The organism is Thalassospira lucentensis, assembly GCF_050516545.1.
GTDB lineage: Bacteria > Pseudomonadota > Alphaproteobacteria > Rhodospirillales > Thalassospiraceae > Thalassospira > Thalassospira lucentensis_C.
The window spans coordinates 4,041,293-4,066,144 of sequence record NZ_CP191544.1; the positions used below are offsets into that span (position 1 = coordinate 4,041,293).

General features: G+C 53.1%; 24 protein-coding genes. 16 read left to right on the plus strand and 8 right to left on the minus strand.

All coding sequences use genetic code 11. From position 1 onward, the window contains the following. Window positions 1–2 precede the first annotated feature (2 nt). The gene (hglS, locus tag ACQ0MK_RS18570; protein ID WP_430473870.1) at window positions 3–1,409 is read left to right on the plus strand and encodes a 2-oxoadipate dioxygenase/decarboxylase HglS; all 1,407 of its coding nucleotides are present in this window, start codon (window positions 3–5) and stop codon (window positions 1,407–1,409) included. A gap of 363 nt (window positions 1,410–1,772) precedes the next feature. Then, complete coding sequence (gene purH / locus ACQ0MK_RS18575) at window positions 1,773–3,350, plus strand: bifunctional phosphoribosylaminoimidazolecarboxamide formyltransferase/IMP cyclohydrolase (RefSeq protein ID WP_430473871.1); 1,578 nt, start codon at window positions 1,773–1,775, stop codon at window positions 3,348–3,350. 87 nt (window positions 3,351–3,437) lie between these two features. Here purH and ACQ0MK_RS18580 read toward each other — a convergent pair whose 3' ends face one another. From ACQ0MK_RS18580 to hemC, 4 genes are read right to left on the minus strand one after another with little or no spacing between them, the layout of a single operon-like run. Continuing rightward, window positions 3,438–4,880, minus strand: a complete 1,443-nt coding sequence (locus ACQ0MK_RS18580; RefSeq protein WP_430473872.1) for a heme biosynthesis protein HemY — start codon at window positions 4,878–4,880, stop codon at window positions 3,438–3,440. Beyond that, window positions 4,877–6,364, minus strand: a complete 1,488-nt coding sequence (locus tag ACQ0MK_RS18585; RefSeq protein WP_430473873.1) for a COG4223 family protein — start codon at window positions 6,362–6,364, stop codon at window positions 4,877–4,879. The genes ACQ0MK_RS18580 and ACQ0MK_RS18585 overlap by 4 nt, the downstream gene beginning before the upstream one ends. A 57-nt stretch (window positions 6,365–6,421) precedes the next feature. Then, window positions 6,422–7,144 carry a uroporphyrinogen-III synthase gene (locus ACQ0MK_RS18590; protein ID WP_430473874.1) on the minus strand — a complete coding sequence of 241 codons (723 nt, stop codon included), beginning with the start codon at window positions 7,142–7,144 and terminating at the stop codon, window positions 6,422–6,424. Window positions 7,145–7,166: 22 nt separating this feature from the next. Next, entirely contained in the window at window positions 7,167–8,111 is a 945-nt protein-coding gene (gene hemC / locus ACQ0MK_RS18595; RefSeq protein ID WP_430473875.1) for a hydroxymethylbilane synthase, read from the minus strand. A gap of 307 nt (window positions 8,112–8,418) precedes the next feature. Here hemC and tsaD point away from each other — a divergent pair, with 307 nt between their 5' ends. From tsaD to ACQ0MK_RS18620, 5 genes are all read left to right on the plus strand, one after another. Further along, on the plus strand, window positions 8,419–9,477 hold the full coding sequence (tsaD, locus tag ACQ0MK_RS18600; RefSeq protein ID WP_350043628.1) for a tRNA (adenosine(37)-N6)-threonylcarbamoyltransferase complex transferase subunit TsaD: 1,059 nt from the start codon (window positions 8,419–8,421) through the stop codon (window positions 9,475–9,477). Window positions 9,478–9,557: 80 nt separating this feature from the next. Further along, the gene (locus ACQ0MK_RS18605) at window positions 9,558–10,562 is read left to right on the plus strand and encodes an NAD(P)H-dependent glycerol-3-phosphate dehydrogenase (RefSeq protein WP_350159720.1); all 1,005 of its coding nucleotides are present in this window, start codon (window positions 9,558–9,560) and stop codon (window positions 10,560–10,562) included. Window positions 10,563–10,664: 102 nt separating this feature from the next. Then, window positions 10,665–10,943, plus strand: coding sequence for a YciI family protein (locus tag ACQ0MK_RS18610; RefSeq protein ID WP_350044911.1), 279 nt, complete (start codon window positions 10,665–10,667; stop codon window positions 10,941–10,943). A 3-nt stretch (window positions 10,944–10,946) separates the two neighbouring features. After that, window positions 10,947–11,360, plus strand: coding sequence for an EVE domain-containing protein (locus tag ACQ0MK_RS18615; RefSeq protein ID WP_430473876.1), 414 nt, complete (start codon window positions 10,947–10,949; stop codon window positions 11,358–11,360). Further along, window positions 11,357–11,692: a Rieske (2Fe-2S) protein gene (locus ACQ0MK_RS18620; RefSeq protein ID WP_430473877.1), complete on the plus strand. Its 336-nt coding sequence runs from the start codon at window positions 11,357–11,359 to the stop codon at window positions 11,690–11,692. Before ACQ0MK_RS18615 ends, ACQ0MK_RS18620 begins: the two co-directional genes overlap by 4 nt. A 47-nt stretch (window positions 11,693–11,739) precedes the next feature. Here the strand turns inward: ACQ0MK_RS18620 and ACQ0MK_RS18625 are convergent, their stop codons facing one another. Further along, on the minus strand, window positions 11,740–12,549 hold the full coding sequence (locus tag ACQ0MK_RS18625; RefSeq protein WP_430473878.1) for an alpha/beta hydrolase: 810 nt from the start codon (window positions 12,547–12,549) through the stop codon (window positions 11,740–11,742). Window positions 12,550–12,587: 38 nt separating this feature from the next. Between ACQ0MK_RS18625 and ACQ0MK_RS18630 the strand changes: the two genes are divergently transcribed. The 4 genes from ACQ0MK_RS18630 to ACQ0MK_RS18645 all read left to right on the plus strand — a co-directional run bounded on the left by ACQ0MK_RS18630 (window position 12,588) and on the right by ACQ0MK_RS18645 (window position 16,052). Then, on the plus strand, window positions 12,588–13,820 hold the full coding sequence (locus ACQ0MK_RS18630) for a glycosyltransferase family 4 protein (protein WP_430473879.1): 1,233 nt from the start codon (window positions 12,588–12,590) through the stop codon (window positions 13,818–13,820). Window positions 13,821–13,957: 137 nt separating this feature from the next. Then, on the plus strand, window positions 13,958–14,848 hold the full coding sequence (locus tag ACQ0MK_RS18635; protein WP_430476048.1) for a glycosyltransferase family 9 protein: 891 nt from the start codon (window positions 13,958–13,960) through the stop codon (window positions 14,846–14,848). Window positions 14,849–15,077: 229 nt separating this feature from the next. Then, complete coding sequence (gene infC / locus ACQ0MK_RS18640) at window positions 15,078–15,593, plus strand: translation initiation factor IF-3 (RefSeq protein ID WP_350043673.1); 516 nt, start codon at window positions 15,078–15,080, stop codon at window positions 15,591–15,593. A 54-nt stretch (window positions 15,594–15,647) separates the two neighbouring features. Further along, entirely contained in the window at window positions 15,648–16,052 is a 405-nt protein-coding gene (locus ACQ0MK_RS18645; protein ID WP_350043635.1) for a response regulator, read from the plus strand. Window positions 16,053–16,155: 103 nt separating this feature from the next. Here ACQ0MK_RS18645 and ACQ0MK_RS18650 read toward each other — a convergent pair whose 3' ends face one another. After that, entirely contained in the window at window positions 16,156–17,115 is a 960-nt protein-coding gene (locus tag ACQ0MK_RS18650) for an AEC family transporter (RefSeq protein WP_430473880.1), read from the minus strand. A 253-nt stretch (window positions 17,116–17,368) separates the two neighbouring features. On the opposite strand from ACQ0MK_RS18650, the gene rpmI reads away from it, so the two are divergent. The 4 genes from rpmI (at window position 17,369) to pheT (ending at window position 21,551) form a co-directional block, all read left to right on the plus strand. Then, window positions 17,369–17,566 carry a 50S ribosomal protein L35 gene (rpmI, locus tag ACQ0MK_RS18655; protein WP_350043637.1) on the plus strand — a complete coding sequence of 66 codons (198 nt, stop codon included), beginning with the start codon at window positions 17,369–17,371 and terminating at the stop codon, window positions 17,564–17,566. A gap of 16 nt (window positions 17,567–17,582) precedes the next feature. After that, complete coding sequence (gene rplT / locus ACQ0MK_RS18660) at window positions 17,583–17,939, plus strand: 50S ribosomal protein L20 (RefSeq protein ID WP_430473881.1); 357 nt, start codon at window positions 17,583–17,585, stop codon at window positions 17,937–17,939. Window positions 17,940–18,067: 128 nt separating this feature from the next. Then, window positions 18,068–19,138: a phenylalanine--tRNA ligase subunit alpha gene (pheS, locus tag ACQ0MK_RS18665; RefSeq protein ID WP_430473882.1), complete on the plus strand. Its 1,071-nt coding sequence runs from the start codon at window positions 18,068–18,070 to the stop codon at window positions 19,136–19,138. A gap of 4 nt (window positions 19,139–19,142) precedes the next feature. Then, window positions 19,143–21,551, plus strand: a complete 2,409-nt coding sequence (gene pheT / locus ACQ0MK_RS18670) for a phenylalanine--tRNA ligase subunit beta (protein ID WP_430473883.1) — start codon at window positions 19,143–19,145, stop codon at window positions 21,549–21,551. Between the two features lie 121 nt (window positions 21,552–21,672). Here pheT and ACQ0MK_RS18675 read toward each other — a convergent pair whose 3' ends face one another. Then, entirely contained in the window at window positions 21,673–22,146 is a 474-nt protein-coding gene (locus ACQ0MK_RS18675) for a hypothetical protein (protein WP_430473884.1), read from the minus strand. Window positions 22,147–22,275: 129 nt separating this feature from the next. Then, a complete protein-coding gene (locus ACQ0MK_RS18680; protein WP_430473885.1) occupies window positions 22,276–24,336 on the minus strand; it encodes a sensor histidine kinase in 2,061 nt (686 codons plus the stop codon). 23 nt (window positions 24,337–24,359) lie between these two features. On the opposite strand from ACQ0MK_RS18680, the gene ACQ0MK_RS18685 reads away from it, so the two are divergent. Beyond that, window positions 24,360–24,617, plus strand: coding sequence for a hypothetical protein (locus ACQ0MK_RS18685; protein WP_430473886.1), 258 nt, complete (start codon window positions 24,360–24,362; stop codon window positions 24,615–24,617). The last annotated feature ends 235 nt before the right edge of the window (window positions 24,618–24,852 follow it).

Below are 24,852 nucleotides of genomic sequence, written 5' to 3' on the forward strand. Positions count from 1 at the left end.
CCATGTCGGCAGACGCTTTTGTCCATGCGGATGAAATCCGTTCAATGTTTTCCAGTGCAATGTCGGACATGTACCGCGCAGAAGTGCCGCAATATGGAACCCTGATGGAACTGGTATCGGACATCAATGCGCAAAAGCTTGCGGGTGATCCGGTTTTACGTGATGGGTTGGTGCGCAATGATGAGATGGACCGGATTGATCTGGAACGCCATGGTGCGATCCGTTTGGGCACGCCAGAAGAACTGTTTAATATGCGCCGTTTGTTTGCGGTGATGGGCATGCATCCGGTGGGGTATTATGACCTTTCGGTTGCGGGGGTGCCGGTGCATTCAACAGCATTTCGCCCGATTGATGACGCGGCACTGCGCCGCAATCCGTTTCGTGTCTTTACCTCGCTTTTGCGCCTTGAACTGATCGAAGATGAAAACCTTCGGGCCACGGCAAAAGAGATTTTGGCAAAGCGCGATATCTTTACTGCTGACGCCATCAAGCTGATCTATCTGACCGAAAAGAATGGTGGTCTTACCCGCGTTCAGGCTGAACAGTTTGTGACTGAGGCGCTTGAAACATTCCGTTGGCACAGTGACGCAACAGTATCGCTGGAAACCTATCAAACACTTTGCGAGGCGCATCGTTTGATTGCAGATGTGGTCTGTTTCAAAGGACCACATATCAATCATTTAACGCCGCGCACCTTGGATATTGATGCGGTTCAGCATGCAATGCCCGAACGTGGCATTTCGCCCAAGGCAATTGTCGAAGGCCCACCTGCGCGTAACTGTCCGATCTTGCTGCGTCAAACCAGTTTCAAGGCACTTGAAGAACAGGTTTATTTCGTTGGAGGCAGTCCCAAAGGGACGGCTGGCACCCATACCGCTCGTTTTGGCGAGATTGAGCAACGCGGGATCGCCTTAACCGCCGAAGGGCGCAAGCTTTATGACACGCTTTTGTCTGCAACCCGCCAGGCGGTGCAGATCAATGCCGGTGGATCGAATGCGCGTAATTATGAAGTCGAATTGTCTGAACGCTTTGCGGCATTTCCCGATGACTATGAAACCCTTCGCGTCGAAAAACTGGCATTTTTCCACTATAGCGTGACCGAAGCCGGGTTAAATGCAGCAAGCACTGAAAACGTTGGTACTTCAGTGAATGATCTGATTGATCGGGGATATCTGCGCGCTGATCCGATCATTTACGAAGACTTCCTACCGGTCAGTGCTGCGGGGATTTTCCAGTCAAATCTTGGCGGAGATGCTCAGAAAAACTATCAGGAACACTCAAATCAGGACGTGTTTGAACAGTGTTTGGGGGCAACGGTGCGAGATGAACTTATCCTGTATGCCGACCGTGAAACCGCATCTCTGAAACAGGCACTTGATGTTTTGGGGATCAAGAAAAACGTCGCCTGATCTGAGGGTTGGCATCATTTTGACGGGGCGGTCTTTGGGGTGATCCAACGGCGGCCCCGTTTTGGGTATGGCTTCGGACCCTAGATGACCGGATTGCTAAAACCCGCCATGCAAGAATTCGGGGTCCACTTTTTGCGCTGCACATGGTAAAGCTCCGCGCGAAACAACCATGGTTCGGACTCATTGATCATGTGTCGGCCCGGATTGGAATAAAGGCATTCTGATCCCGTTAACGGCCGGTCATGCCCGCAACACTATCAATTGCACATGCACGAGCAGCCATGTGCAAACTGTATTATGTGGGCCGATATATCATCAATGGGTCCGCAACCTTCATCACATTGATGCATGAAAGCGAACCCAATGACTGCTCGTATTGCGCGCGCGCTTATTTCCGTTTCTGACAAGACCGGCTTGGTCGAATTTGCCAAATCTCTTCACGAACAGGGTGTTGAAATCCTGTCCACCGGTGGTTCTGCCAAGGCGATTGAAGCCGCAGGTATCCCGGTTAAGGAAGTTGCCGATCACACCGGTTTTCCTGAAATCATGGATGGCCGTGTTAAAACGCTTCATCCAAAAATTCACGGTGGCCTTTTGGGCCGTCGTCCCCTTGCAAGCCATATGCAGGCAATGGAAGATAACGATATTGCCCCGATCGATCTGGTTGCGGTGAACCTTTATCCGTTCGAAGAAACCGTTGCCAAGGGTGCCGATTTTGGCACCTGCATCGAGAATATCGATATTGGCGGGCCAAGCATGATCCGCTCTGCGGCGAAAAACCATGAATCGGTGACCGTCGTTGTTGATCCAGGCGACTATGACCGCGTGGTTGCCGAGATGAAAGACAATGCCGGTGCCACCACGGTTGATACCCGCCGCGTTCTGGCTGCTAAGGCTTTTGCCCGCACGGGTGCTTATGACTCGGCCATTTCAAGCTGGTTTGCCGGTGAACTTGGTGAAACCTTCCCGCAGCGTCTTAATGTTTCTGCCGAACTGAAACAGACCCTTCGTTATGGTGAAAACCCCCACCAGCAGGCTGCGTTTTACACCAACGGTAAAAACCGTCCGGGTGTTTCAACCGCAACCCAGCTTCAGGGTAAGGAACTTTCATTCAATAACCTGAATGACACCGATGCTGCGTTTGAATTGGTATCCGAGTTTGACGAAAAACCGGCTGTTGCCATCATCAAACACGCCAACCCGTGTGGTGTAGCCGAAGGTGCAACTTTGATTGAAGCCTATCACAAGGCGCTTTCATGTGATCCGGTTTCGGCATTTGGCGGCATCATTGCGGTCAACCGTACGCTTGATAAGGCAACTGCCGAAGAAATCGCCAAGCTGTTTGCCGAAGTCGTGATTTGCCCGGATGCGGATGACGCGGCCAAGGAAGTTCTGTCGGCTAAGAAAAACCTGCGTTTGCTGGTGACTGGCGGCATGGCGGACCCAGAAGGCGAAGACATGACGCTTCGTTCCCTTGCGGGTGGGTATCTTCTGCAGAACCGCGATGCAGGCCGTGTGAAACGCGACGAACTTAAAGTCGTGACCAAGCGCACCCCGACGGATAGCGAGCTTGATGACCTTCTGTTTGCCTTCCGCGTTGGCAAGCACGTCAAATCAAATGCCATTGTTTATGTCAAAGACGGCAAAACCGTTGGCGTTGGTGCCGGGCAGATGAGCCGTGTCGACAGCTCGCGCATTGCAGCGTGGAAAGCAGAAGAAGCTAGCAAAAATGCCGGTGAATATGAACTTCGCACCAAGGGTTCGGTGGTTTCATCTGATGCATTCTTCCCGTTTGCTGATGGTCTTCTGGCCGCAGTTCAGGCCGGTGCAACGGCTGTTATCCAGCCGGGTGGTTCGATGCGTGATGAAGAAGTCATCGCTGCGGCTGACGAACATGACATTGCCATGGTCTTTACCGGCATGCGTCATTTCCGCCACTAAGTTCTGGCACGATAAAATGCAAAACCCCGGGGCATGTCCCCGGGGTTTTTGTTTGTCTTGGGTGATAAAGCACCGTCCTGGCTGACCTTAAAGAGCAGGTTGTGTGCCCTTTTCGGTCGGTTTTGTGGCGGTTGCATCATCGTTACTATGTTCAATGATGGCACCATCCTGCTCGATCGCGGCGGGGGCGGTAACACCTGCCGTTTGAGTGTCATCGCGTGGCTTGGGGGCGTCATCCTGATGCACTCGCAATGGCGCGCGCCATTCAACGCTGCCAAACGAATGACAAGACGGACAGGAAACCACCCATCGATCTGTTTCAGTACCACAAGCCCCACACCGCCAATCAGGGTCCGTATTGGCGTGACTTGCCTTGATCAGAAGATCACGTGCCTTGGCGCCATCCTGATTTTCACGCAATTCCAGATCGGCCAGTAGACGGTAATGGCGGGCTTCAGCCTTGGTCGCCATGGCCTTTTCAATGTTGTGTCGCGCAATGCCCCAAAGGTCAGCTTCAAGGGCAGCTTCGGCAAGAACAATCTGGCTTTCGATATGATCGGGGTTGGTTGCCACCAGTTTTTCAACGGATTTAACCTTGGCCAGTGGATCACCGGTAAGTGTTTCACGGTAAATCGCACCAAGGGCGGCAGACGGTGCAACGCGCCAGCTTTGCATCACGGCTTCACGCGCCTTGCCATCCTGTTTCAAATCGCGATAAAGACCGGCCAGCAAGACTGCCGCACCGGTAAAGTCACCGGCTGCGTTAAGCGCCTTGCGCAGAAGTTTGATTGCTTCGGCATTTTCACCCGATGCGATGGCATCTTCTGCCTTTGCTGTAATCAATAAGGCGCGTCGATGGGTAAGTTCCTGTTCGCCAAACACCGATGCCTTTTGCGCATCGACCAAAAGGCTCAGCGCACGGTCCCAGCGTTTGGACGTCAGCAGCAAATCAAACAGCGTGACGATCACTGCCGGATTACGCGGGCGCAACCGATGGGCACGTTCGGCGTAATCAAGGGCAGCGCCCCGATCATCGGATTTCAGGGCCAGTTGCAGCAATCCGCGCAGACCAAAGAACGCCGAGTCGGGTTTTTCAAGCATTGCTTCAAACTGGCGCTTGGCGGCATCATTGTCGCCATCAAGCTCTGCTGCCTGTGCGGTCAAAAGACGGGTCAGGGTGTCATCTTCGAGATAACGATCCACCGCACGAGTATGTTTCAACGCCTGACGGACATCGCCCGATGCCAGTTCAAGCAATCCCATGGTCAGGGCCTGTTGGCCTTTTTTGCGACGGCGGCTGCCCAGAAGGCGACCGACCCAGCCCGGTGAATTGGCAATCATTGTCCAGCCGCGCCATACCAGAACCAGAACTGCGGTCAGGGCAAGCAGACCAAGGGCAACCATGCCAATGGAGCCATCAAAACGATAGCCAAGCCAGACAATCGTCATGTTGCCGGGGTTATTGGCAAACCAGACTGTGCAGAAAACCAAGGCAGTGGTAATAAGGACAAAGGTCAGAAGACGGATCATTGGCTGCCCTCCGTCCCGGTCAGAAGACTGATGGCATGTGCGCTGAGGCTGGCGATCGCGGCGTTAAGGGTTTGGCGGCGTTCGGCTTCTCTAAGCCATTCACTGACCGCAGCATATGCGTGTTCTCCTTCGACTCCTTGAAGGGCTGTAACAGCAGCATCAAGGTCATCTTGGGCAAGGGCGTTTTCAGCAAGAACCAGACGGCCTTCAAGCGATTCTTCACCTGCAGCATCGACGCGACGGACCGGAACCAGCTTTTTGATATTGGCCCAAGTGGCTTCAAGGACACTGCCCGAATGATCATCGGTCGCGGCCTGAACGGCTTGCTGAGCCATAGCCGGGAAGGATTGACGCAGCTTTTCGATGGTCGGTGCCCCTTGATCGGCAAGGGGCTTAAGGATCGCGATCTGTTCGGCAATCATGGCGTCATCACCGGCACTGCGTTCAAGCTGGTTCAGGGCAATGACGAAAGGTCCGCCGCGCTGCAAAGCATCACGCAGGATGGTGACGGCCATGGCAATTGCCTGACCACGGCTTTCCACCCGCAGGCCGGCAGTCGCGCGGACTTCTTCTTCCATTGTCGACAGGCGTGCGGAAAGTTCGCGCATTTCATTGGCGACACCGGCAAGTTCGCTTTCAACGCGGGCAAGTTCTTCGATCGGGGTGGATCGGGTTTCGATCTCGGCCATGCGGCGCGCAACTGTGTTGCTTAGGGTATCGCCACGTTCATTGCTCAGACGTTCGCGCAGGGCATCAATCGTGCCTTCCAGTCGCGACAGGCGTTCGGTCAAGGCCGGATCAATGACAACCGATCCATCGGGGATCGCATCGGCATTGACCATTTCGGAGGCGCTATCAGATAGGCTTGGCAGCAAATCCTCGGACTGGAGTTCGCCGTCATCCTTTTCGGTCATCGCCGCGTCTTCATTGGGGGCGGGAGGGGTGTTTGTGCTGTCGTCTGACGCCGGGGTTGATGTGCTCGGTTCATTGGTGAGCGCAATGTCATTGTTTTGATCATCCGCGGTGCCAAATCCTTCTGGCGTGATTTCAGCCAGGATTTGATCGGGGACATACTGGGTCAAAATCGGTTCGGCATCGCGCCACCAGAACGCGCGGGTCAACCAGCCCGCTGCAAGGGCACCAACGATAATGATCACAAACAACAGAAGGGTCTTACCACCACCACCTTTGGATTTTGCAGTTTCCTTGGTGACAGCGCTGGTGTTCTTCGCACTGTCATCGGTTTTTGAACCGCCGCCCGGTTTGATCGGGGCGTGAGTGGTTGCCGGTTTTGCGCCCGCGCTGTCAGCCGGTTTGGCTTTGTCTGCGCTGGTTGTGTCCGATTTTGCCGCTTGTGAGGCATCCGCCTTTTTGGGATCCGGACTCGCATTGCCTTTGCTATCAACGGAAATGGTTTCGGACGATTTTTCGCTATCGGCCGATTTTGCGGGAGCAGTTGGTTTCGGCGTTTCTGGTTTTTTCACGATCGGACCATTGCAGTTTGCGGTTATGCCCAAAACGGCGTTAGGCGCAGGAAGCCATTACGAAAGGGACTGATCTAACAAAGAAAGAAGGTATTCTTGTGTTGGTTGTGATGCAACGTGCGTTCTATGCCATGTAAGGTTAGATATCCGCGATTGCACCGCCGGGCTTAAGCAAATTGCACTTACCCCGGCCAAATCCCCTTCAAGCTTATAGCTGTGCACCAGCTTAACAAAGGTTTCCGCAGTGCGGGGAGAGAAAAATAAAACTGTATCAACATCATGCCTGATTAAAGCATCCAAAGCATCTTGTGGCAGTTCGGTACTGGCATGGGCTTCATAGACCGTTTGTCGATCAATTTGATAGCCATCCTCACGCAGAATTTGTCCAAGATCACCGGCGGTTTTGCGCGCTGCGGGATGGAAAAGCGGACCCGTAGCCGGATCAATATTTCCCCGAATGAGGGCGGCGAGATCATGAATGTCGCCATTGGCTGAGCGGATGTGCTCAAATCCCAGTTCATGACACATGCGCGCCGTGGCATCGCCAACGCACAAAGCAGGCAGACTGCGATTATCAGATAGCCGGACAAAGGCCCGAACCCCGTTGGCGGATGTAAAAATCAGGCCCTGATAGGGGGTGGTATCAAGCGGCATTTCCGGTTCAGGGAACGCGATGTGCAACATAGGTGCGGACACATGACGGTAGCCACGCGTTTCCAGCGCAGCAATAAGCTCAGCAGAATCAGTGTCGGGCCGAGTATTTAAAACCAATGGTCCCATCTACGTTCCCGTCAGTTTTTGATCAGGCCGAAATAAAGTCTGGCCCGCCACGCTGTTTCAGCTCTTCACCGGCATCGGTGCCAGCAGCCATTGCAGTTTGAATATCCGGATTAGCAATTCTGCGTTCGGTATCAAGCCGTTCACTGCCATCCGGGCGCACGATCGAGACACGCAGACGCAAACTGCCGTCATCCTGGAATTCGGCCAAGGCCGCAATCGGAGTTCGACATGATCCATCCAATGCACGAAGGGCGGCACGTTCAGCTGCGACACGAATGGCCGAGGTTTCACAATGCAGGGCCGCGATCCAGTTTTTGGTCCGGGTATCTTGTTGGCGAATGGTGATGCCTATCGCCCCTTGGGCAACGGCAGGTAACATATCGTCTTCGGCAATTGGCGCGGTGGCGATTTCGGGCTGACCCAAACGGTTCAGTCCGGCCATCGCCAGCAATGTCGCATCGACCTGTTCTTCGCCAAGTTTGCGCAGGCGTGTCTGAACATTCCCGCGGAAGGTGATGACTTTAAGATCCGGGTATTTGTTCAGGATCATGGCCTGACGGCGAAGGGATGCGGATCCGATGACAGATCCCGCAGGCATTTCGGCGAAGCTTTTATATTTCAATGAAATAAACGCATCTCGGACATCTTCGCGCGGCAGAATGGTTGGCAAGATCATGCCATCTGGAAGCACGGTCGGGACATCCTTCATACTGTGCACAGCAAGGTCGATTTCCCCGCCCATCAGGGCATCGTCGATTTCCTTAGTGAACAGGCCCTTGCCACCGATCTCAGACAGGGCGCGATCAAGGATCTTGTCGCCGGTCGTTGTGATCACGGTAATGGCAATTGCGCTATCTTGCGCAAGTTCGGGATGGGCGGCTGCCAGTTTGTCACGGACCTCGTGCGCTTGGGCCAAGGCCAAGGGCGAACCACGGGTGCCAATGCGAAGTTTTACTGTATCTGTCATGGGTGGAGTCTTAGTCTTAAAACTGTTTGAAAACAAGGTCTGGCGGAGCGGTTCGGGGCTGAAAATTTTGGTTCAATATCATCGTGATTTTAGTCAGGCCTCGGCATATTTCATTGATCTATGTTGACGGACTGCCGGGGAATTGCGGCTTTGTTATCGCCGAAACCATGCGTGAAACGCGATAACTGCATATGGCAAATGCGCCGCTCGGGGGTGGAAAGCAGGTAAAGTTTCCGCTACATCTGCGCGACGCGTATATTGGATTCCGATTGCCGGACTTTTGGCAGACCCTGACCGGATCAAAAGCATGATCGTACTTGGTATCGAAACAAGCTGTGATGAAACCGCCGCTGCTGTCGTAAATGACAAGCGCGAGATATTGGCAAACCGTGTTTTGTCCCAGCTTGATGATCATCGCCCTTATGGCGGGGTTGTTCCCGAAATTGCCGCCCGCGCGCATCTTGAACATCTTGATCGTCTGGTGGCCGAAGCCATGGATGATGCCGGTCTTGAATTTTCTGATCTTGATGCGGTCGCTTGTACCGGGGGGCCGGGCCTGATTGGCGGGGTGATGGTCGGAACCATGACAGCCAAGGCGATTGCTTTCGCTGCTCAAAAACCATTTCTTGCGGTGAACCATCTTGAAGGTCATGCCCTTACCGTGCGTTTGACCGACGATGTGCCGTTTCCATATTTGCTGTTGCTGGTGTCTGGCGGCCATTGTCAGGTTCTGATCGTCGAAGGAGTTGGCAAATACAAACGTATTGGCACCACCATTGATGATGCGGTTGGCGAGGCATTTGATAAAACCGCCAAGATGATGGGGCTGGGTTATCCCGGCGGTCCGGCACTGGAACAGATTGCAACCAAGGGCAATCCGAACCGGTTTGGTCTGCCGCGCCCTTTGCGTGGCCGCGCTGGCTGTGATTTTTCATTCTCGGGGCTTAAAACGGCGGTCCGAACCTATATGGACGGGTTCCCGATTGACCAGCAGACCGAGGAAGTCAAAGCCGACCTTGCCGCATCATTCCAACGTGCGGTGGGCGATACCCTGATTGATCGGACCAGAAACGCAGTGTTTGAGTTCATGCGTGATTATCCGACCGGTAAGACGCTGGTTCTGGCGGGCGGGGTTGCCGCCAACAAATATCTGCGTGGGCGTTTAACAGAACTGACTGATCAGGCAGGGATGCAGCTGGTAGCACCACCCCTTGATCTTTGTACCGATAATGCCGCGATGATTGCCTGGGCCGGGCTGGAACGGTTCCGCCTTGGTGAACGCGATGATCTTGATTTCAAACCACGCCCGCGCTGGCCGCTTGATCCCGAGGCCCCTAAACGTCCGGGGGCGGGCGTTAAGGCATAGGGCATTAGGGTACTGACAGACCCCTTGGTCGTCTTACCGAAAGATAAAGAGCGACTTCACATTTTGCCGGAACACAAGACATGAAAAAGCGCATTACAGTTGTTGGTGGCGGTGCCTGGGGAACGGCTTTGGCTGTGCAGGCGGTGCGTGCCGGTGAAGATGTCGAACTGATTTTGCGCAATCCGGAATTGGCAGACCGGATCAACACCAAGGGCGAAAATGATCTTTACTTGCCCGGTGTTTCTTTGCCCGGTGCCTTGCGTGCGACCACCACTTATGACGGATTGCGCGATTCTGATGCAGTTTTGTTGGTGACCCCGGCACAGCATCTTCGTGAAACCCTGACCAAACTTGCCGCCCATTGGGTCGATGGCCTGCCTGCGGTGATTTGCTGTAAGGGCATTGAAAAACAAACCGGTGCCTTGATGGCGCAGGTCGTAACAGAAACCCTTGGCAATGTTCCGGTTGCCGTCCTTTCTGGTCCGACCTTTGCGCAGGAAGTTGCCGTTGGCTTGCCAGCCGCCATCACCCTTGCCTGTGAAGATCGGGTGTTGGGCAAGCGTCTGGTTGAACTGATTGGGACACCTGAATTCCGCCCTTATTTCAGCACCGATGTTGCCGGTGTTGAAGTTGCCGGTGCGATCAAAAACGTTCTGGCGATTGCAAGTGGTGTGGTTGCGGGGCTTGCACTTGGCGATAATGCCCGTGCTGCCCTGATTACCCGCGGTATTGCCGAAATGTCGCGGTTGGCAGGTGCCATGGGGGGCCGGGTTGAAACCATGATGGGGCTGGCAGGACTTGGGGATTTAACCCTGACCTGTACGGGAACTTTGTCACGTAACTACACTTTTGGCGTCGCACTTGGCGAAGGCCGGAAATCCGAAGATATTCTGGGTGAACGTCGCTCGGTGACCGAAGGCGTTCATACGGCGGCCTCTATCACAGCGGTTGCTGAGAAATACGGCATTGAAATGCCGATCTGTTCGGCCGTCGATCAGGTGGCCAATCACGGTGCTGATTTGCGCAGTACGATCAATGCCTTGTTGCAGCGCCCGTTCCGCGATGAGCTTGAAGCAGCGGACTAATTTGAACGTCTGAATTGCACTCCCAATTGGTTCGGCTTGAGAATGCGACGACCTTCTGGCAGTTTATGGGCATTGATCTCATAAAAAAGCAGGAAGCAGTCCATGCATTTCTATATCCGTTGTGTTGATAAGCCCGGCCACCTTGATGTTCGTAAGGCCAATCGTGATGACCATATTGCCTATATCAAGGACGGTTTTGCTGATCGCATCGTTGCAGCAGGCCCGACCCTTGATCCTGATATGGAAGGCATGAACGGTTCGGTCTTTATTATCGATTTTGATAAAATCGAAGATGCCCGTGAATTTGCCGCGAATGATCCTTATGGCAAAGCCGGTCTTTTTGAATCCGTTGTGATCCGTCCGTTCAAGAAGGTTTTCTGATCCATGGCATATTGGCTGATCAAAACCGAACCGGGAAGCTGGTCGTGGGACGATCAGGTCAAGAAGGGTGTCGAGGGCTGGGATGGTGTGCGAAACCATCAGGCAGCCAAGAATTTGCGCACCATGCAAATTGGTGATAAAGCGTTCTTTTATCATTCGGTAAATGAAAAACGCATTGTTGGCATTGTCGAAGTGGTGCGCGAATTCTATCCCGATCCAACCGATGCCAAGGACAAGTTTGTTCAGGTTGATTTTAAAACGGTCAAGCCGTTAAAATTGCCTGTGAGCCTTGCCGATATCAAAGCGGATCCGCGTTTTGCCGATCTTTCATTACTGAAACAGTCGCGTTTGTCCGTGATGCCGATTGATGATGCATCCTGGTCTGCCATCTGTGAAATGGGTGGCGTTGCACCATGAGTGATCTGCCAAAAGCAGGCACTGTTTTGTGCAAGCTTTCCGATCTTGATGCGACAGGCGCCAAGGGGCTTCATCTGGGAGATAAGGGCATTTTCGTTGTCCGCAGTGACCAAGGCGTTTTTGGTTATGTGAACAGTTGCCCGCATGTCGGGGTTCCGCTTGATATGGAACCAGATGAATTCATCAGTGAATTTGGCGGTGAAATCATTTGTTCGACCCATGGTGCGCGTTTTCGCATTGAAGATGGCGAATGCGTATCTGGCCCCTGCATGGGGGATGTACTGGAACCCGTAGCGGTCAAGGTTCAGGACGAGATGGTTGTTCTTGCCTGAATTCCCTTAGTGGTCTTGGGGCGGGCCCCAAATGCGCAGACGGCGGGTTAACCTGCCGTCTGCGCAATCATTTCATCAATATGTTTGGTTATGACGTCAAGTTGATCGGGTTCAGACAGGCGATGATCACCTGTCTTGATCAGATCAACCCGCACATCATCGCTTACCAGTGCTTCAGTCAGGCGAATGGCGGTTTGCCATGGCACATCAGGGTCCTGCATCCCCTGAACCAAGCGGACCGGGCAGCTAAGCGCAAGCGGTTTGCGCAATAACAGCTGATTGCGACCATCTTCGATCAAATCACGGGTGATTGTGTAAGGATCATCGCCATATTCAGTCGGTTCGATCAATGCACCTTCGTCCATGATCGTTTTTTTCTGGGCTTCGCTAAATTGCGCCCACATCAAATCTTCGGTGAAGTCCGGGGCCGCTGCAATGCCCACCAGACCGGCAACCCGTTCTTTGCGGGCAAGGGCAGTTAGCAGCATGATCCAGCCGCCCATGGAAGAGCCGACAAGTATCTGTGGACCTTTGGTGATTTCATCAAGAATGGCAATGGCATCAGCAGCCCATTGACCGATTGTGCCATCGGCAAATTTACCCGACGATTGTCCGTGACCGGAATAGTCAAAGCGGGTATAAGCCACCCCCTGCCGAATGCAGTGTGTTTCAAGATGGGTTGCCTTGGTGCCGGTCATGTCTGACATGAAACCGCCAAGGAACATAACCCCAGGAGTATTGGGCGCCTGTACGTCAGATTGCTTGCCCGGCACGTGATGGTATGCGATTTTCAATCCGTCAGGCCGGTTAAGATATTTAGGCTTTTCAAGCTGTGGCGTCGGCATGTCATGTGTCATCCGGGGCGGAATCCTTGGGTGTTGATGGTTGGAGTTGCATGAGCGCGTCAGAAGTAATGACAGAAACAGTCTATCGATCAGAGCCCCAAGCGCAAGGTGGTGACTATCGTCCTGCAGTAATTTTGCAGGTGTTGCCCGAACTTGGCGCCGGTGGTGTGGAGCGTGGCACGGTCGATATTGCACGTGCAATTGTTGATGGCGGTGGCAAGGCACTTGTCGCATCCCAAGGGGGAAGGCTTGAGCGTGAATTGGCACGCTTTGGTGCCACACATATCAATTTGCCGCTGAAATCAAAGAATATCCTGACCATGCGCAAAAACATCGATGCGCTGGTAAAGCTTATCCGTGACGAAGGTGTTGATATTATTCACGCCCGCTCACGTGCGCCGGCCTGGAGTGCCTATTTTGCTGCGCGGAAAGCAGGTATTCCGTTTGTGACGACCTTCCATGGGACGTATTCCGGATACACCAATCCGTTCAAGCGTCGCTATAACGCGATCATGACCATGGGCGATCAGGTGATTGCAATTTCCAAGCACATCGCCAATCACATCAATAAATTTTACAAAGTCGATCCGGAACGTTTGAACATTGTGCCACGCGGCACCAATGTTGACCTGTTCAATCCGGAGAATGTCAGTCAGGAACGCCTGATCACGTTGTCAAACCAGTGGCGTCTGGATGGTGAAGAATATGTCATCATGTTGCCCGGACGCATCACGCGCTGGAAAGGGCATTGTTTCCTGATCCGCGCTTTGCCAGCAGTGCTTGAAGAGTTGGGCCATCGTAAGATCAGGTGCCTGATTGTCGGGTCTGATCAGGGCCGAACTGGCTATCGCGATGAAATCCTGCAGCTTACAGGCAAGCTGGGTCTGGAAGACGTTGTCCATATTGTCGATCACTGCGCGGATATGCCAGCAGCCTATATGTTGGCAGATGTGGTTGCCTGTCCTTCCATTCAGCCAGAAGCATTCGGTCGTATTCCATCCGAAGCACAGGCGATGGGCAGGCCCGTTATTTCGACCGCTCATGGCGGCGCAATGGAAACGGTTTTACCGGGCGAGACCGGTTGGCTGGTAAGCCCAAATGAGGTTGAGCAGCTGTCGCGTGCGCTTATTCAGGTACTTAGCTTAACCCCGGAAAAACGCGCGAGACTCGCAGCCAAAGGGCGCCAGCACGTGATTGATGAATTCTCGCTTGAGCAAATGGCCGAAAGAACACTTGGCGTTTATGCCAAGGCACTTAAGCGCGCTTCCAGGACCGCAGCATGACAGATCGGAAAGTTGACACTGTGCAGGACACTGCAGTTATAGCTGTGGATGAGGAATACGCTGTGCAAACCAATGAACCTGCCCGTGAGCGGATTCTTGTGATCAAGCTTTCGGCGTTGGGCGATGTCATTTTGGCGATGGGGCCGTTTGCGGCCATTCGTGCAGCACATCCGAACGCACATATTACGGTTCTGACAACACGACCCTATGTTGATTTGATCAAGGCCAGCGGTTTCTTTGACTCCATTGCGATTGACCGTCGGCCGAAACTGACCCAGCCGCGCGAAGTTTTGGCACTGCGTCGTTTCCTGCGAAATGGTAAGTTCGATCGGGTCTATGATCTGCAAACATCAGACCGAAGTGGTTTTTACTACAAGCTGTTCTGGCCGGGGCCCAAACCGGAATGGTCAGGCATTGCCAGAGGATGTTCGCATCCGCATGCCAATCCGGACCGCGACAACATGCATTCGATTGACCGTACGGCAGATCAGCTTGCTGATGCGGGCATCATGGATGTGCCTGCACCTTTTATTGCCGGTCCGGACATCGAATTGGATCGGTTTGGCATTCGAAGCCCGTTTGTCCTGATTTGTCCTGGTGGTGCGCCGCATCGTCCGGCAAAGCGTTGGCCGGCTGAGCGTTTCGGGTTGCTGGCCAAAAAACTTGCAGATTATCGCTTAACCCCGTTGCTGATTGGCACGGATAAGGAAAGTGACGTTCTAAGCAAGATTGATCAGATGTGCCCAAAGGCACGCAATCTGATGGGGCGAACCGGATTTCTCGATATTGCATCCTTGGCCGCACGGTCGGTCCTTGCAATTGGCAATGATACCGGGCCGATGCATATTGCCGCTGCTGCCGGTGCGCCATCAATTGTGCTTTTTTCACGTGAATCTGATCCCAAGCTTAGCGCGCCACGCGGGATTGGCAAAAATGCGGTCAGTATTGTGCGTGAAAGTGATTTGCGGCAATTGACGGTAAATCGGGTCATGGAAGAAGTCTGTCGTCGGCTTGATCTGACCGATTAAAATTTCCAGACTGGCATTGATCTGGGTGCTCTAAAGCAAAGGCGCAGAAAATGGCGCTTTGCAACCAGTGTAATTGCCTAAAAACATTGCTTTCTGAACGTATACAGATATGCTAGGTCAGGTCTTGAGGAAAACACTGTTGAACGCAGCGGTGCTTTCCTTGTTTCTGTTTCTGACCGATTTGTTTGATTACCATAGGAGATTATCCATAGCACGACCACGCAAACCGATGCAGCCGACCAAGGACGGTCCGCGCGTCAATGAGGATATCAAAGCCCGAGCCATCTGTGTTGTCGACGCTGAAGGCAATATGTCCGACCCGATGACGGTGCGTGAAGGCATTGAAAAGGCAGCGGAAGTTGGACTCGATCTCGTCGAAGTCGCTCCCAATGCTGAACCGCCTGTGTGCAAGCTGATCGACTACGGCAAGTTCAAATACGAACAAAGCAAGAAGCAGAACGAGGCCAAAAAGAAACAGAAGGTTATCGAGGTCAAGGAGATCAAACTCCGTCCGAACATCGATATCCATGACTACAATGTCAAACTGCGTGCCGCGCAGAAGTTTCTTGGCGGTGGAGACAAGGTGAAGGTTACGTTGCGCTTCCGCGGACGTGAAATGGCTCACCAGGATCTCGGTCTTAGCATGCTCCAGCGCTTCTCGGGGGACCTAGAGGACCTCGCCAAGCCGGAAATGATGCCTAAGATGGAAGGCCGTGTTATGATTATGGTACTGGCGCCGCGTTAATACGCGGCGTTTTGCCGTTCTGCCCCAAAAGGTCCAAGCCAAAGAGGGAATGCCATGCCAGCTGGAAATGATCTTCTGATCGTTGGAGTCGATGATGACCCCAAGAGCTTGGTCTTACTGAAACGAATCGTCGAAAGCGGCGGTTTCATGTTTCAGGGTGTTTCCTCGGGCAAGGACCTGCTCAAGCTTCTTAAAACCAAGCGCCCGCGCATCATCCTGCTCGATATCATGATGCCGGATATGAACGGTTTTGAAACCGCCCTTAATGTGCGGACCTATTTCCCCGATCTGGCCTGTGCCATCATCTATGTGACGGCCCGTCAGGGGGAAGAAGACCTTCGCGGTGGTGTTGCGGCTGGTGGCAATGATTTTGTCTTAAAGCCGATCAACCGTGAAAAGCTGATGAGCCGAGTCGAAAAGTGGATCGGCCGGGCCCATACGATCAAAACGGCTGTTTGATCAGATAACCTCACCACGATCCCAATTTAATTATTGTTGTAGTGCTCAGGCTTTACCGCATGCTTAGCCGTGCGGCGAATTTCTGTGGGCCGGTTTTACGTGCCTATGGGGTGGTGCCGGTCAGAAGGCCGACGATAGGGTCGATATAAAGTGAGAAGAGCGAAAAGCTGATCACACCGACGGCCGTGGTCACCAGCACAATCGAAGAGCTTCGCACGATATAGCGATCATAGGTGGTGGCAACGACGAAGACGTTGCCTGCGGTCGGCAGGGCCGCAAGCAGCAATACGGCCTTGGTTTCAAGGTCGGCAACTGTCCCGACAATGTAAAATCCGACAAAGACTGCAAGCGGATGGACAATAAGCTTGGCAAAGGACATGGCGAGAAGTTCCGCGCGCTTTTCGGCAATCGGGCGTCCAACAAGGGCAACGCCAATGGCAAAAAGTGCCGCAGGGCCTGCACTTCCGCCCAGCAGTTCCAAAAGATAATCCACCCCGTTTGGCCAGCTCAGGTTAAGCGAACTGGCAATAACCCCGAGAATAATGGCCAGAACAACCGGATTGGTCAGCGCACCGCGTATGATCTTGCCTGTCGGGTTTGTGCCATTGGCATGCTTGGCCCCTTCAAGCAGCAATAATGAAAGTGACAGCATGACAATCAAGTCAAAGGCAAGGGCGACGATCACTGGCACGATGGCCTCTGGCCCCAATAGCCCAATGATCAAAGGAAGACCCATAAAGCCGACATTTGGCATGGTCCCGGCAAAGGAAAACAGTGTCTGACTGGCTGGATCAAGACCGAACATCTTGGCCGCGATCAAACGTGATCCGCCATAGACGAGCAATGTCGCCCCGCCATAGGCCAACATGATATCAGGTTGCCAAATCTCAGCCGGGGTTCGGGTTGCCAATGCCCGGAACAAAAGGGCCGGTAAGGCAAAGTAAAAGACAAATCCATTGATACCGCGCATGCCGTCGGGCGAAACGATTTTGAATTTGCCACCAATCCAGCCAAGGCCTATCAGTGCGAAGAAGGGCAGAATGATAGAGGTGATTTGTGTCATATCTTCAGTCAGATAGCTGAAATAAGGTTGGCAGATGAGGTAAGCTCGGGCGAAGCAAAGGCACAATGGCGGGTCAGGCCCGCAAAAAGCAAGGGGAAAGGGGTGAATTGGTCCTTGAAAAAGGCAATTCCGGAGTCTATAACCACCCGTCCCCAAAACAGGTGGTGAGGCTGGAGAGTTTGTTATGAACTTTCAGGGCATGCCCAGCCGCCGTGGGGGATTTCGTTTTCATTGCTTATGCAAGGATAGAAAAATGCCCAAGATGAAGACTAAAGCGAGTGCGAAAAAACGCTTTCGCCTGACCGCAAGCGGGAAAGTGCGTCACAACGTGGCAAACAAGCGCCACCTTCTGACTGCGAAATCGACCAAGATGAAGCGCCAGGCACGTGGCACAGAGATCCTCTGTGACGCAGACGCCCGCATCGTCAAAAAATTCCTGCCGTACGGTTAAGGTGAAGGAGAGTTAAATGGCTCGTGTAAAAGGGGGCGTGTCTTCACACGCCCGTCACCGCAAGGTTATTAAGGCTGCCAAGGGTTACCGCGGTCGCCGCAAAAATACATTCCGCACCGCCGTTCAGGCTGTGGAAAAAGGTCTGCAGTATGCATACCGCGATCGTCGCGTTAAGAAACGCCAGTTCCGCTCGCTCTGGATTCAGCGTATCAACGCTGGTGCACGTGACAACGGTCTGAGCTATTCGCAGTTCATGAACGGCCTTAAGAAGGCTGGCGTTGAACTGGACCGCAAGGTGCTTGCTGACATCGCAGTGCGTGAACCAGAAGCTTTCAAAGCTCTGGTAACTCAGGCGCAGGCTGCACTCGGCTAATAAACCTTTGTAAAAAGGTTTATATAGGCACTTGCCTGATTTGATCGGGGGCGGCCATATTGGCCGTCCCCTTTCTTGTTTTTACGTTCTTTTTGTTTTTTTAAACCCAAGCCAAAGCGTCGGAAGTTATGGAAAACATCGAAGCATTGCGCGAAGAGGTTCTGGCGGAAGTCGAAAATGCGGTTGATCTGACCGCACTTGAAGATGTCCGCATCAGCGCCCTTGGCAAGAAAGGCCGCATTACCGGCCTTATGAAAAACCTTGGCAAGATGGACCCCGATCAGCGTCGTGAATTTGGTCAGACGTTAAACGCGGTCAAAGACCAGGTTGCAGGCGCAATCGAAACCCGCAAGAATGGTCTTGAAGATGCAGCCCTTGAGGCACGTCTTTCTGGCGAGCGGATCGACGTGACCTTGTCATCGCGCCCGGATGAAACCGCAGGCCGCATTCACCCGATCAGCCAGACGATTGACGAAATTGTCTCGATTTTTGGCGAGATGGGCTTTGCACTGGCGGAAGGCCCCGACGTCGAAGACGATTTCCATAACTTTACAGCACTTAACATTCCGCCGGAACATCCCGCGCGTGAAATGCAAGATACCTTCTATCTGCCCGAAGGCGAAGACGGGTCGCGTCTTGTGCTGCGCACCCATACATCGCCTGTGCAGATCAGAACCATGCAGAACAAAACCCCGCCAATCCGAATCATTGCGCCGGGGCGGACCTATCGTTCAGATAGCGACATGACCCATACGCCGATGTTCCATCAGGTCGAAGGCCTGGTGATCGACAAGAAAACCCATATGGGTCACCTTAAAGGCTGCCTGCTTGAGTTCGTGAAAACCTATTTCGAACTTGATGATGTGCCTGTGCGCTACCGTCCAAGCTTCTTCCCGTTTACCGAACCGAGTGCCGAAATGGATATCGGGTGTTCGCGCAAAGGTGGGGAATTGAAAATTGGCGAAGGCGACGATTGGCTGGAAATTCTCGGCTGTGGCATGGTTCACCCGCGCGTGCTCAGCGCTTGTGGTCTTGACCCGGAAGAATATCAGGGCTTTGCCTTTGGCATGGGGATCGAACGTATCGCCATGTTGAAATACGGCATTCCTGATCTTCGCACCTTCTTCGATACCGATCTGCGCTGGCTGAAACATTATGGTTTCGTGCCGCTGGATGTACCGAACATGGTAAGGGGCTGAGATCATGAAGTTCACATTTAACTGGTTAAAACAGCATCTTGATACTGATGCTTCAATCGATGTGGTTGCCGAAAAACTGACCGATATCGGTCTGGAAATCGAAGGTCTTACCGACCGCGCCGCCGCATTGGCCGACATTCGTGTCGCCCATATCGAAGAAGCAGGTCAGCATCCTGATGCCGATCGTCTGAAATTGTGCCGGGTTAATACCGGTGACAAGATCATTCAGGTTGTCTGTGGTGCGCCAAACGCCCGCACCGGCCTTAAAGTCGCACTCGCACAGCCAGGCGCGATCATTCCGATTGATGGCTCCAAGCTCAAACCGGGCAAAATCCGTGGCATCGAAAGTCAGGGCATGATGTGCTCCACCCGGGAGCTCTGCTTGGGCGAAGACCATGACGGCATCATCGAGCTGCCAGAAGACGCTGAAATCGGTGCGCCGGTTGCAACTGTTCTGGGGGCTGATGATCCGATCATTGAAATCGGTCTGACCCCGAACCGCCCCGATTGCACAGGTGTGCGCGGGATTGCCCGTGATTTGGCGGCTGCCGGTCTTGGGTCGCTTAAAGTCGATCCACGTCAGGAAGCCGTTGCCGGTACGTTTGACAGCCCGGTTGGTGTCACGATCAACAGCGATATCGCGGCAAACAACGCGGTTCCGGCATTCTATGGCCGCTATATCCGCGGTGTGAAAAATGCGCAAAGCCCCGATTGGCTTAAAGCCCGTCTGGAAGCCATCGGCCTGCGTCCGATTTCGGCCCTTGTCGATATCACCAATTTGGTCACCCACGATCTCGGTCGTCCATTACATGTGTTTGATGCCGACAAATTGTCGGGTGACATCAATGTGCGTTACGCGACCAATGGTGAAAAGATTGCGGCCCTTGATAACAAGGAATACACGCTGTCTGACACCATGGTTGTCATTGCCGATACGGCAAAGGCACTTGGCATTGGTGGCATCATCGGTGGCGAAGAAACCGGCTGCCTTGAAGACACAGTCAACGTGTTTGTCGAGTGTGCGCTGTTTGATCCGATCAGCGTGGCCAAGACCGGGCGTAAACTGCAGATTAATTCTGATGCACGCTATCGTTTTGAACGTGGTGTTGACCCGCAATCGATTGCGTGGGGCATGGAAGTTGCCACCCATCTGATTACGGAAATCTGTGGGGGTGAAGTTTCGAACGTTGTCAAAACGGGCGAAGTTCCAAACCCGCGCAACAGCTTTGAGCTGCGCATTGATCGCATTCGTGAACTTGGCGGTGTTGCCGTTGAAGCGGATCGTGCGATTGAAATCCTGACATCGCTTGGCTTTGAGGTGAGCGGTTCTGCACCGGTCATTACCGCAGTGGCACCAACATGGCGCCCGGATGTCATTGGCGAAGCCGATCTGGTCGAAGAAGTCCTGCGTATTGTCGGCTATGACAAAATTCCGACCGTTGCGCTGGAACGTGAAACCAGTCTTCCGGTTCCGGCTTTGTCACCGATGCAAAAGCGCATTGGTCTGACCCGCCGTGTTCTGGCATCGCGCGGTCTGTATGAAACCGTGACATGGGCCTTTACCGATTCTCGTTGGGCAAAGCTGTTTGGCGAGCTTAAAGAAGGTCTGTTTTTGGCCAACCCGATCAGTTCTGATCTTGATGTTATGCGGCCCAATGCGTTGATCAACATGATTGCGGCTGCAGGTCGTAATCAGGCACGCGGTTTTGCTGATTTGGCGCTGTTTGAAGTTGGTCCGGAATTCTTTGGCGATCAACCGGGCGATCAGCGTTTGGTGGCAGCGGGCCTTCGTTCTGGTGCAACCACACAGCGTAGCTGGACGGGGTCGCGCCGTGATGTTGATGTGTTTGATGTTAAGGCCGATGCAGAAGCCTTGCTTGAATCCCTTGGCACCAACGCCGCCAACGTTCAGGTCAACACCGATGGCGCGCCAAGCTGGTATCATCCGGGCCGTTCGGCTGCTTTGCAGTTGGGTCCGAAAAACGTGCTTGGCTATTTCGGTGAATTACACCCGAAAGTTCTTAAGGCGCTGGACGTAAAAGGTCGGGTTGTGGCGTTTGAGCTGTTTGTTGAAAACGTTCCGATGCCAAAGAAAAAAGGCACCTCGCGTCCGGCTCTGAATGCATCAAGCTTCCAGTCGGTTGAACGCGACTTTGCCTTCCTGATGGATGCGGACGTCAAAGCCGAAGCGATCATTAAAGCCGCACGCAGTGCTGATCGTAATTTGATCAGCGACGTGGTGATCTTCGATCTTTACGCGGGCAAAGGCATTGAAGATGGCAAGAAGTCACTGGCGTTTTCGATCACGCTACAGCCGACCAAGGCAACCTTGACCGAAGAAGAAATTGAAGCGGTCTGCAAAAAGGTCGTCGATGCGGTTGAAAAAGCAACAGGCGGTAGTCTGCGCGCGTAAGCGCGAAACGCACCTAGCCAACAAAATATCAAAAACGGGTCGCCTGGTGCGGCCCGTTTTTATTTGATTGAAGTGTTGGGATAAGCCCTGAGCCTAGGCATTTAGTGCAATAGGGATTAATTTACCGACCGGGGCGTTTGCGCAGGATGGCATATTCATCTTCATCCAGATCAAGTGCGATCAAATCGGGACCATTGGTAAAGATGTGCCATTCCATATCCGTGTCGTCGCATTCGATGGTTAGCTGATCCATCATGCTGTTCCAAACACAGCGTTCGCGATCATCATCAGCCTCAAGACGGCCTTCGCCATTGTCATAGAGATGCAGGACAAGAAGCTGCTCATCCTCGTCGATTGAGTAGATGGCATATGTTTCGTGTACGAAACGGTAATTGATTTCCGCACCATTCAGCTTCCGCCACCCGCGCGGTAAGGGTTCACCCGGTTCATGGGTAGCGAAGTAATGGGCAAGATTTTGCATGTGGCTGTCATTCATGGTCCGCATGTCAGAACCACACGCACTCAGGGTCACAAGACCCAGCATTGCGACCATGCTTTTGACTGAGGGCCGCGATAGGTTAGTGATTTTGAACATGCAATACTCCATCGCCAAGACAGGGCAGCTTTTACCCGGCCGTCCATTTAACCTCGTCTCACAAGCAATATGCTTGCCATTTCTGGTCGGTAAACGGGACAGAATTTCAGCGCAACTGCGTGAAATGCGTTAGCTCGGGGGGTATTCTGCGCGATTGGCGCGAAGGGTAAAGATGATGGTTGCGCCGGGATCGCTGATCGGGCGGGTGGTGTCAAGCCAGATGCGCCCGCCATGCTGTTCAACGATTTTACGGCACAGGGATAACCCAAGCCCGGTGCCGGAAAACTCATCCTTATGCAGGCGCTGGAACAAGCGGAAGATACGTTGGGCATGTTCCGGGTGAATGCCAATGCCGTTATCGCGAATGGCAAATCGCCAGAATTCGCTATTGACCGGATCGGGTTCTACGGTGATTTCAATATGTGGGGCCACGCCGGGACGACGATATTTGATCGCATTGGACAGCAGGTTCAAAAACAGGCGCGACAGGGCGATACGATCCCCCTTGATGGTCGGTAAGCCCCCATGAATGATGGTTGCCTGTTCCTGTGCAATGTCGGCTTTCAGGTCCGCCTGCGCTTCGTTCAAGACCTGATTGCAGTCGATTTCGACAAAATCCTCGTTGGTTCCGGTTTTGGCATATTCAAGCAGATGACTGATCAGCTTGTGCATCCGTTTTGCGCCATCAACCGCATAATCAATATACTCGTCGGCTTCCTGGTCAAGGGTTCCGCCATAGCGTCGCTTAAGAAGCTGGGTATAGCTTGCCACCATGCGCAGCGGTTGTTGCAAATCGTGGGAGGCAACATAGGCAAACTGTTCAAGGTCTTCATTGCTGCGTTTCAGTTGATCCATTGTGTCGCGCAGCTTGTTGGCGTTCTCAACAAATTCTGTCACATCGCGCGCACTGCCAAAGACCATGCCATCAAACGGACCAATCCCGTGCCATGACAACCATCGTAAATCGCCGTTGCGGTCGCGCAGACGCAGAATGGATTTGCCATCGTCAGCTTGCTGCTTTCCGTGTTTCCGATGAAATGCAGCCATCGCGGCTTGTTGGTCTTCGGGCTCAAACAGCTTAAAGAAAGCTTGTCCGATATGTTTGTTAAGCTGCAGGCCAACCAATTCTTCAAGGGCAGGGCTGAAGCCACGCAAAATGCCGTCTTCGTCAATCGCAACCGATGGTTCAGGGGTGTGATGCAGATAGGTTTCAAACGGATGGCAAAGTTCCTGCTGGGCGGCGGTTTCAAGGAGCAAAACCGAAATGAAGCCACGCTCATTATCGTCGAAACGATGCGCCATCAGATAAAATCGTTGCATCAGGTTGGTGTCAGTGCGGATATCGACCATTGCGCCAACACGGGCATCGGGCCAGATATTGTCGATCAAAGGTCCACGCAGCTTCTCGCGGGAGGCCGGCGACAGGCGATCAAGAAATGCCGTCATATATGGACCGACCGTTTCATCTGTCGGGCCCAAAATTTCCGGCCAGTTCATTTGCGTGCTGAGTTTCCCGTCTTCGGTGCTTATCGGCCAACTGATCACGGCACAGCCGCATTCTGACAGGGTGTTTTCAGTATCGCTGAAATGCTCTGCAAGGTGGGCGGCCCGCATGTGTTGGCGTTTAAGGCGCTGCCATAACCATACGGACAAGCCACATAAAATGGCCATGGCCATAACAAACAGCAACGCATGCAAAATGATGGCATCACGCCAGTTTTCCATCAATGTGCTGCGCGGGGTAAAGGCAACCACAATCCGGTCAATTTGCGGTAATTTGCTATAGGCCATCACCATGACCTGCTGCCCATGAACACACAGAAGCGAATCGCGACTGGCTTTCTGCTTCCCGATATATTCGGCAAGGTCCTCGATCAAATGTGGCGGGATAAAACCGTCAATCTGTTGAAGCTGATTGTTCAACACGCCAATCGTAATGCCGGAATTGTCTTCGACAATTGTTTGCAGATTAACATCGCGATGCTGCAGCAACATCGATCCCAAACGATAGGCTGTTGCTTCAAGCTGGGCGCTGGCATGTTCGACCGCACTGTCATACAGGGTCTTTTGGATAAAGAAGAAAGAAAACAGCAGAACAAACACGCCTGTCAGGGTCAATGCTGCGAGCCGCTTGCGCAATTTTACAAGGCTGCGCCGGGACAGGGATGGCTCGATTGACGTCGTGAACATGTTCTAAAGGAGCCCCGTCAGGATTGTTTATCATTTTCTCACATAAAACTTATGTTCTTTTGATCCGGTTGAAAAGGAGACAAACGGATGAATTCACGCGCGCTAGTTCAGAAAAAGCCTTTAACGCCGCCTATTTGGCAGGTGATGTTGCCTGTCTTGTGCCTGTGTGGGGGATTTGGTCTGTGGGGTTGCGTGTCTGGCATGTGAATTCGTTGGTGATTGAACGCAACACAACGCTTCTAATTGCGGGCAAAAACCCCTATAAACCGGCTGGTGATTGATCCGGGCAATTGGATATCCGATTTTCCCAGCGATATGATGATCATGCAAGACGGGTTTTCCTGGTTATGCCAGTCCGATAAACGGATGTGATCCAACCCAGCGTCGCGACCAACTTAAGGTACGCTGACCGGGACGGAGCGCAGAAAGAAACCGTGCGGCTTGCAGGTTGAATATCGGCCAGATAATGGCAATCACATCGTTTCGAAACAAATGTGCCACGCGGCGAAATGCCAG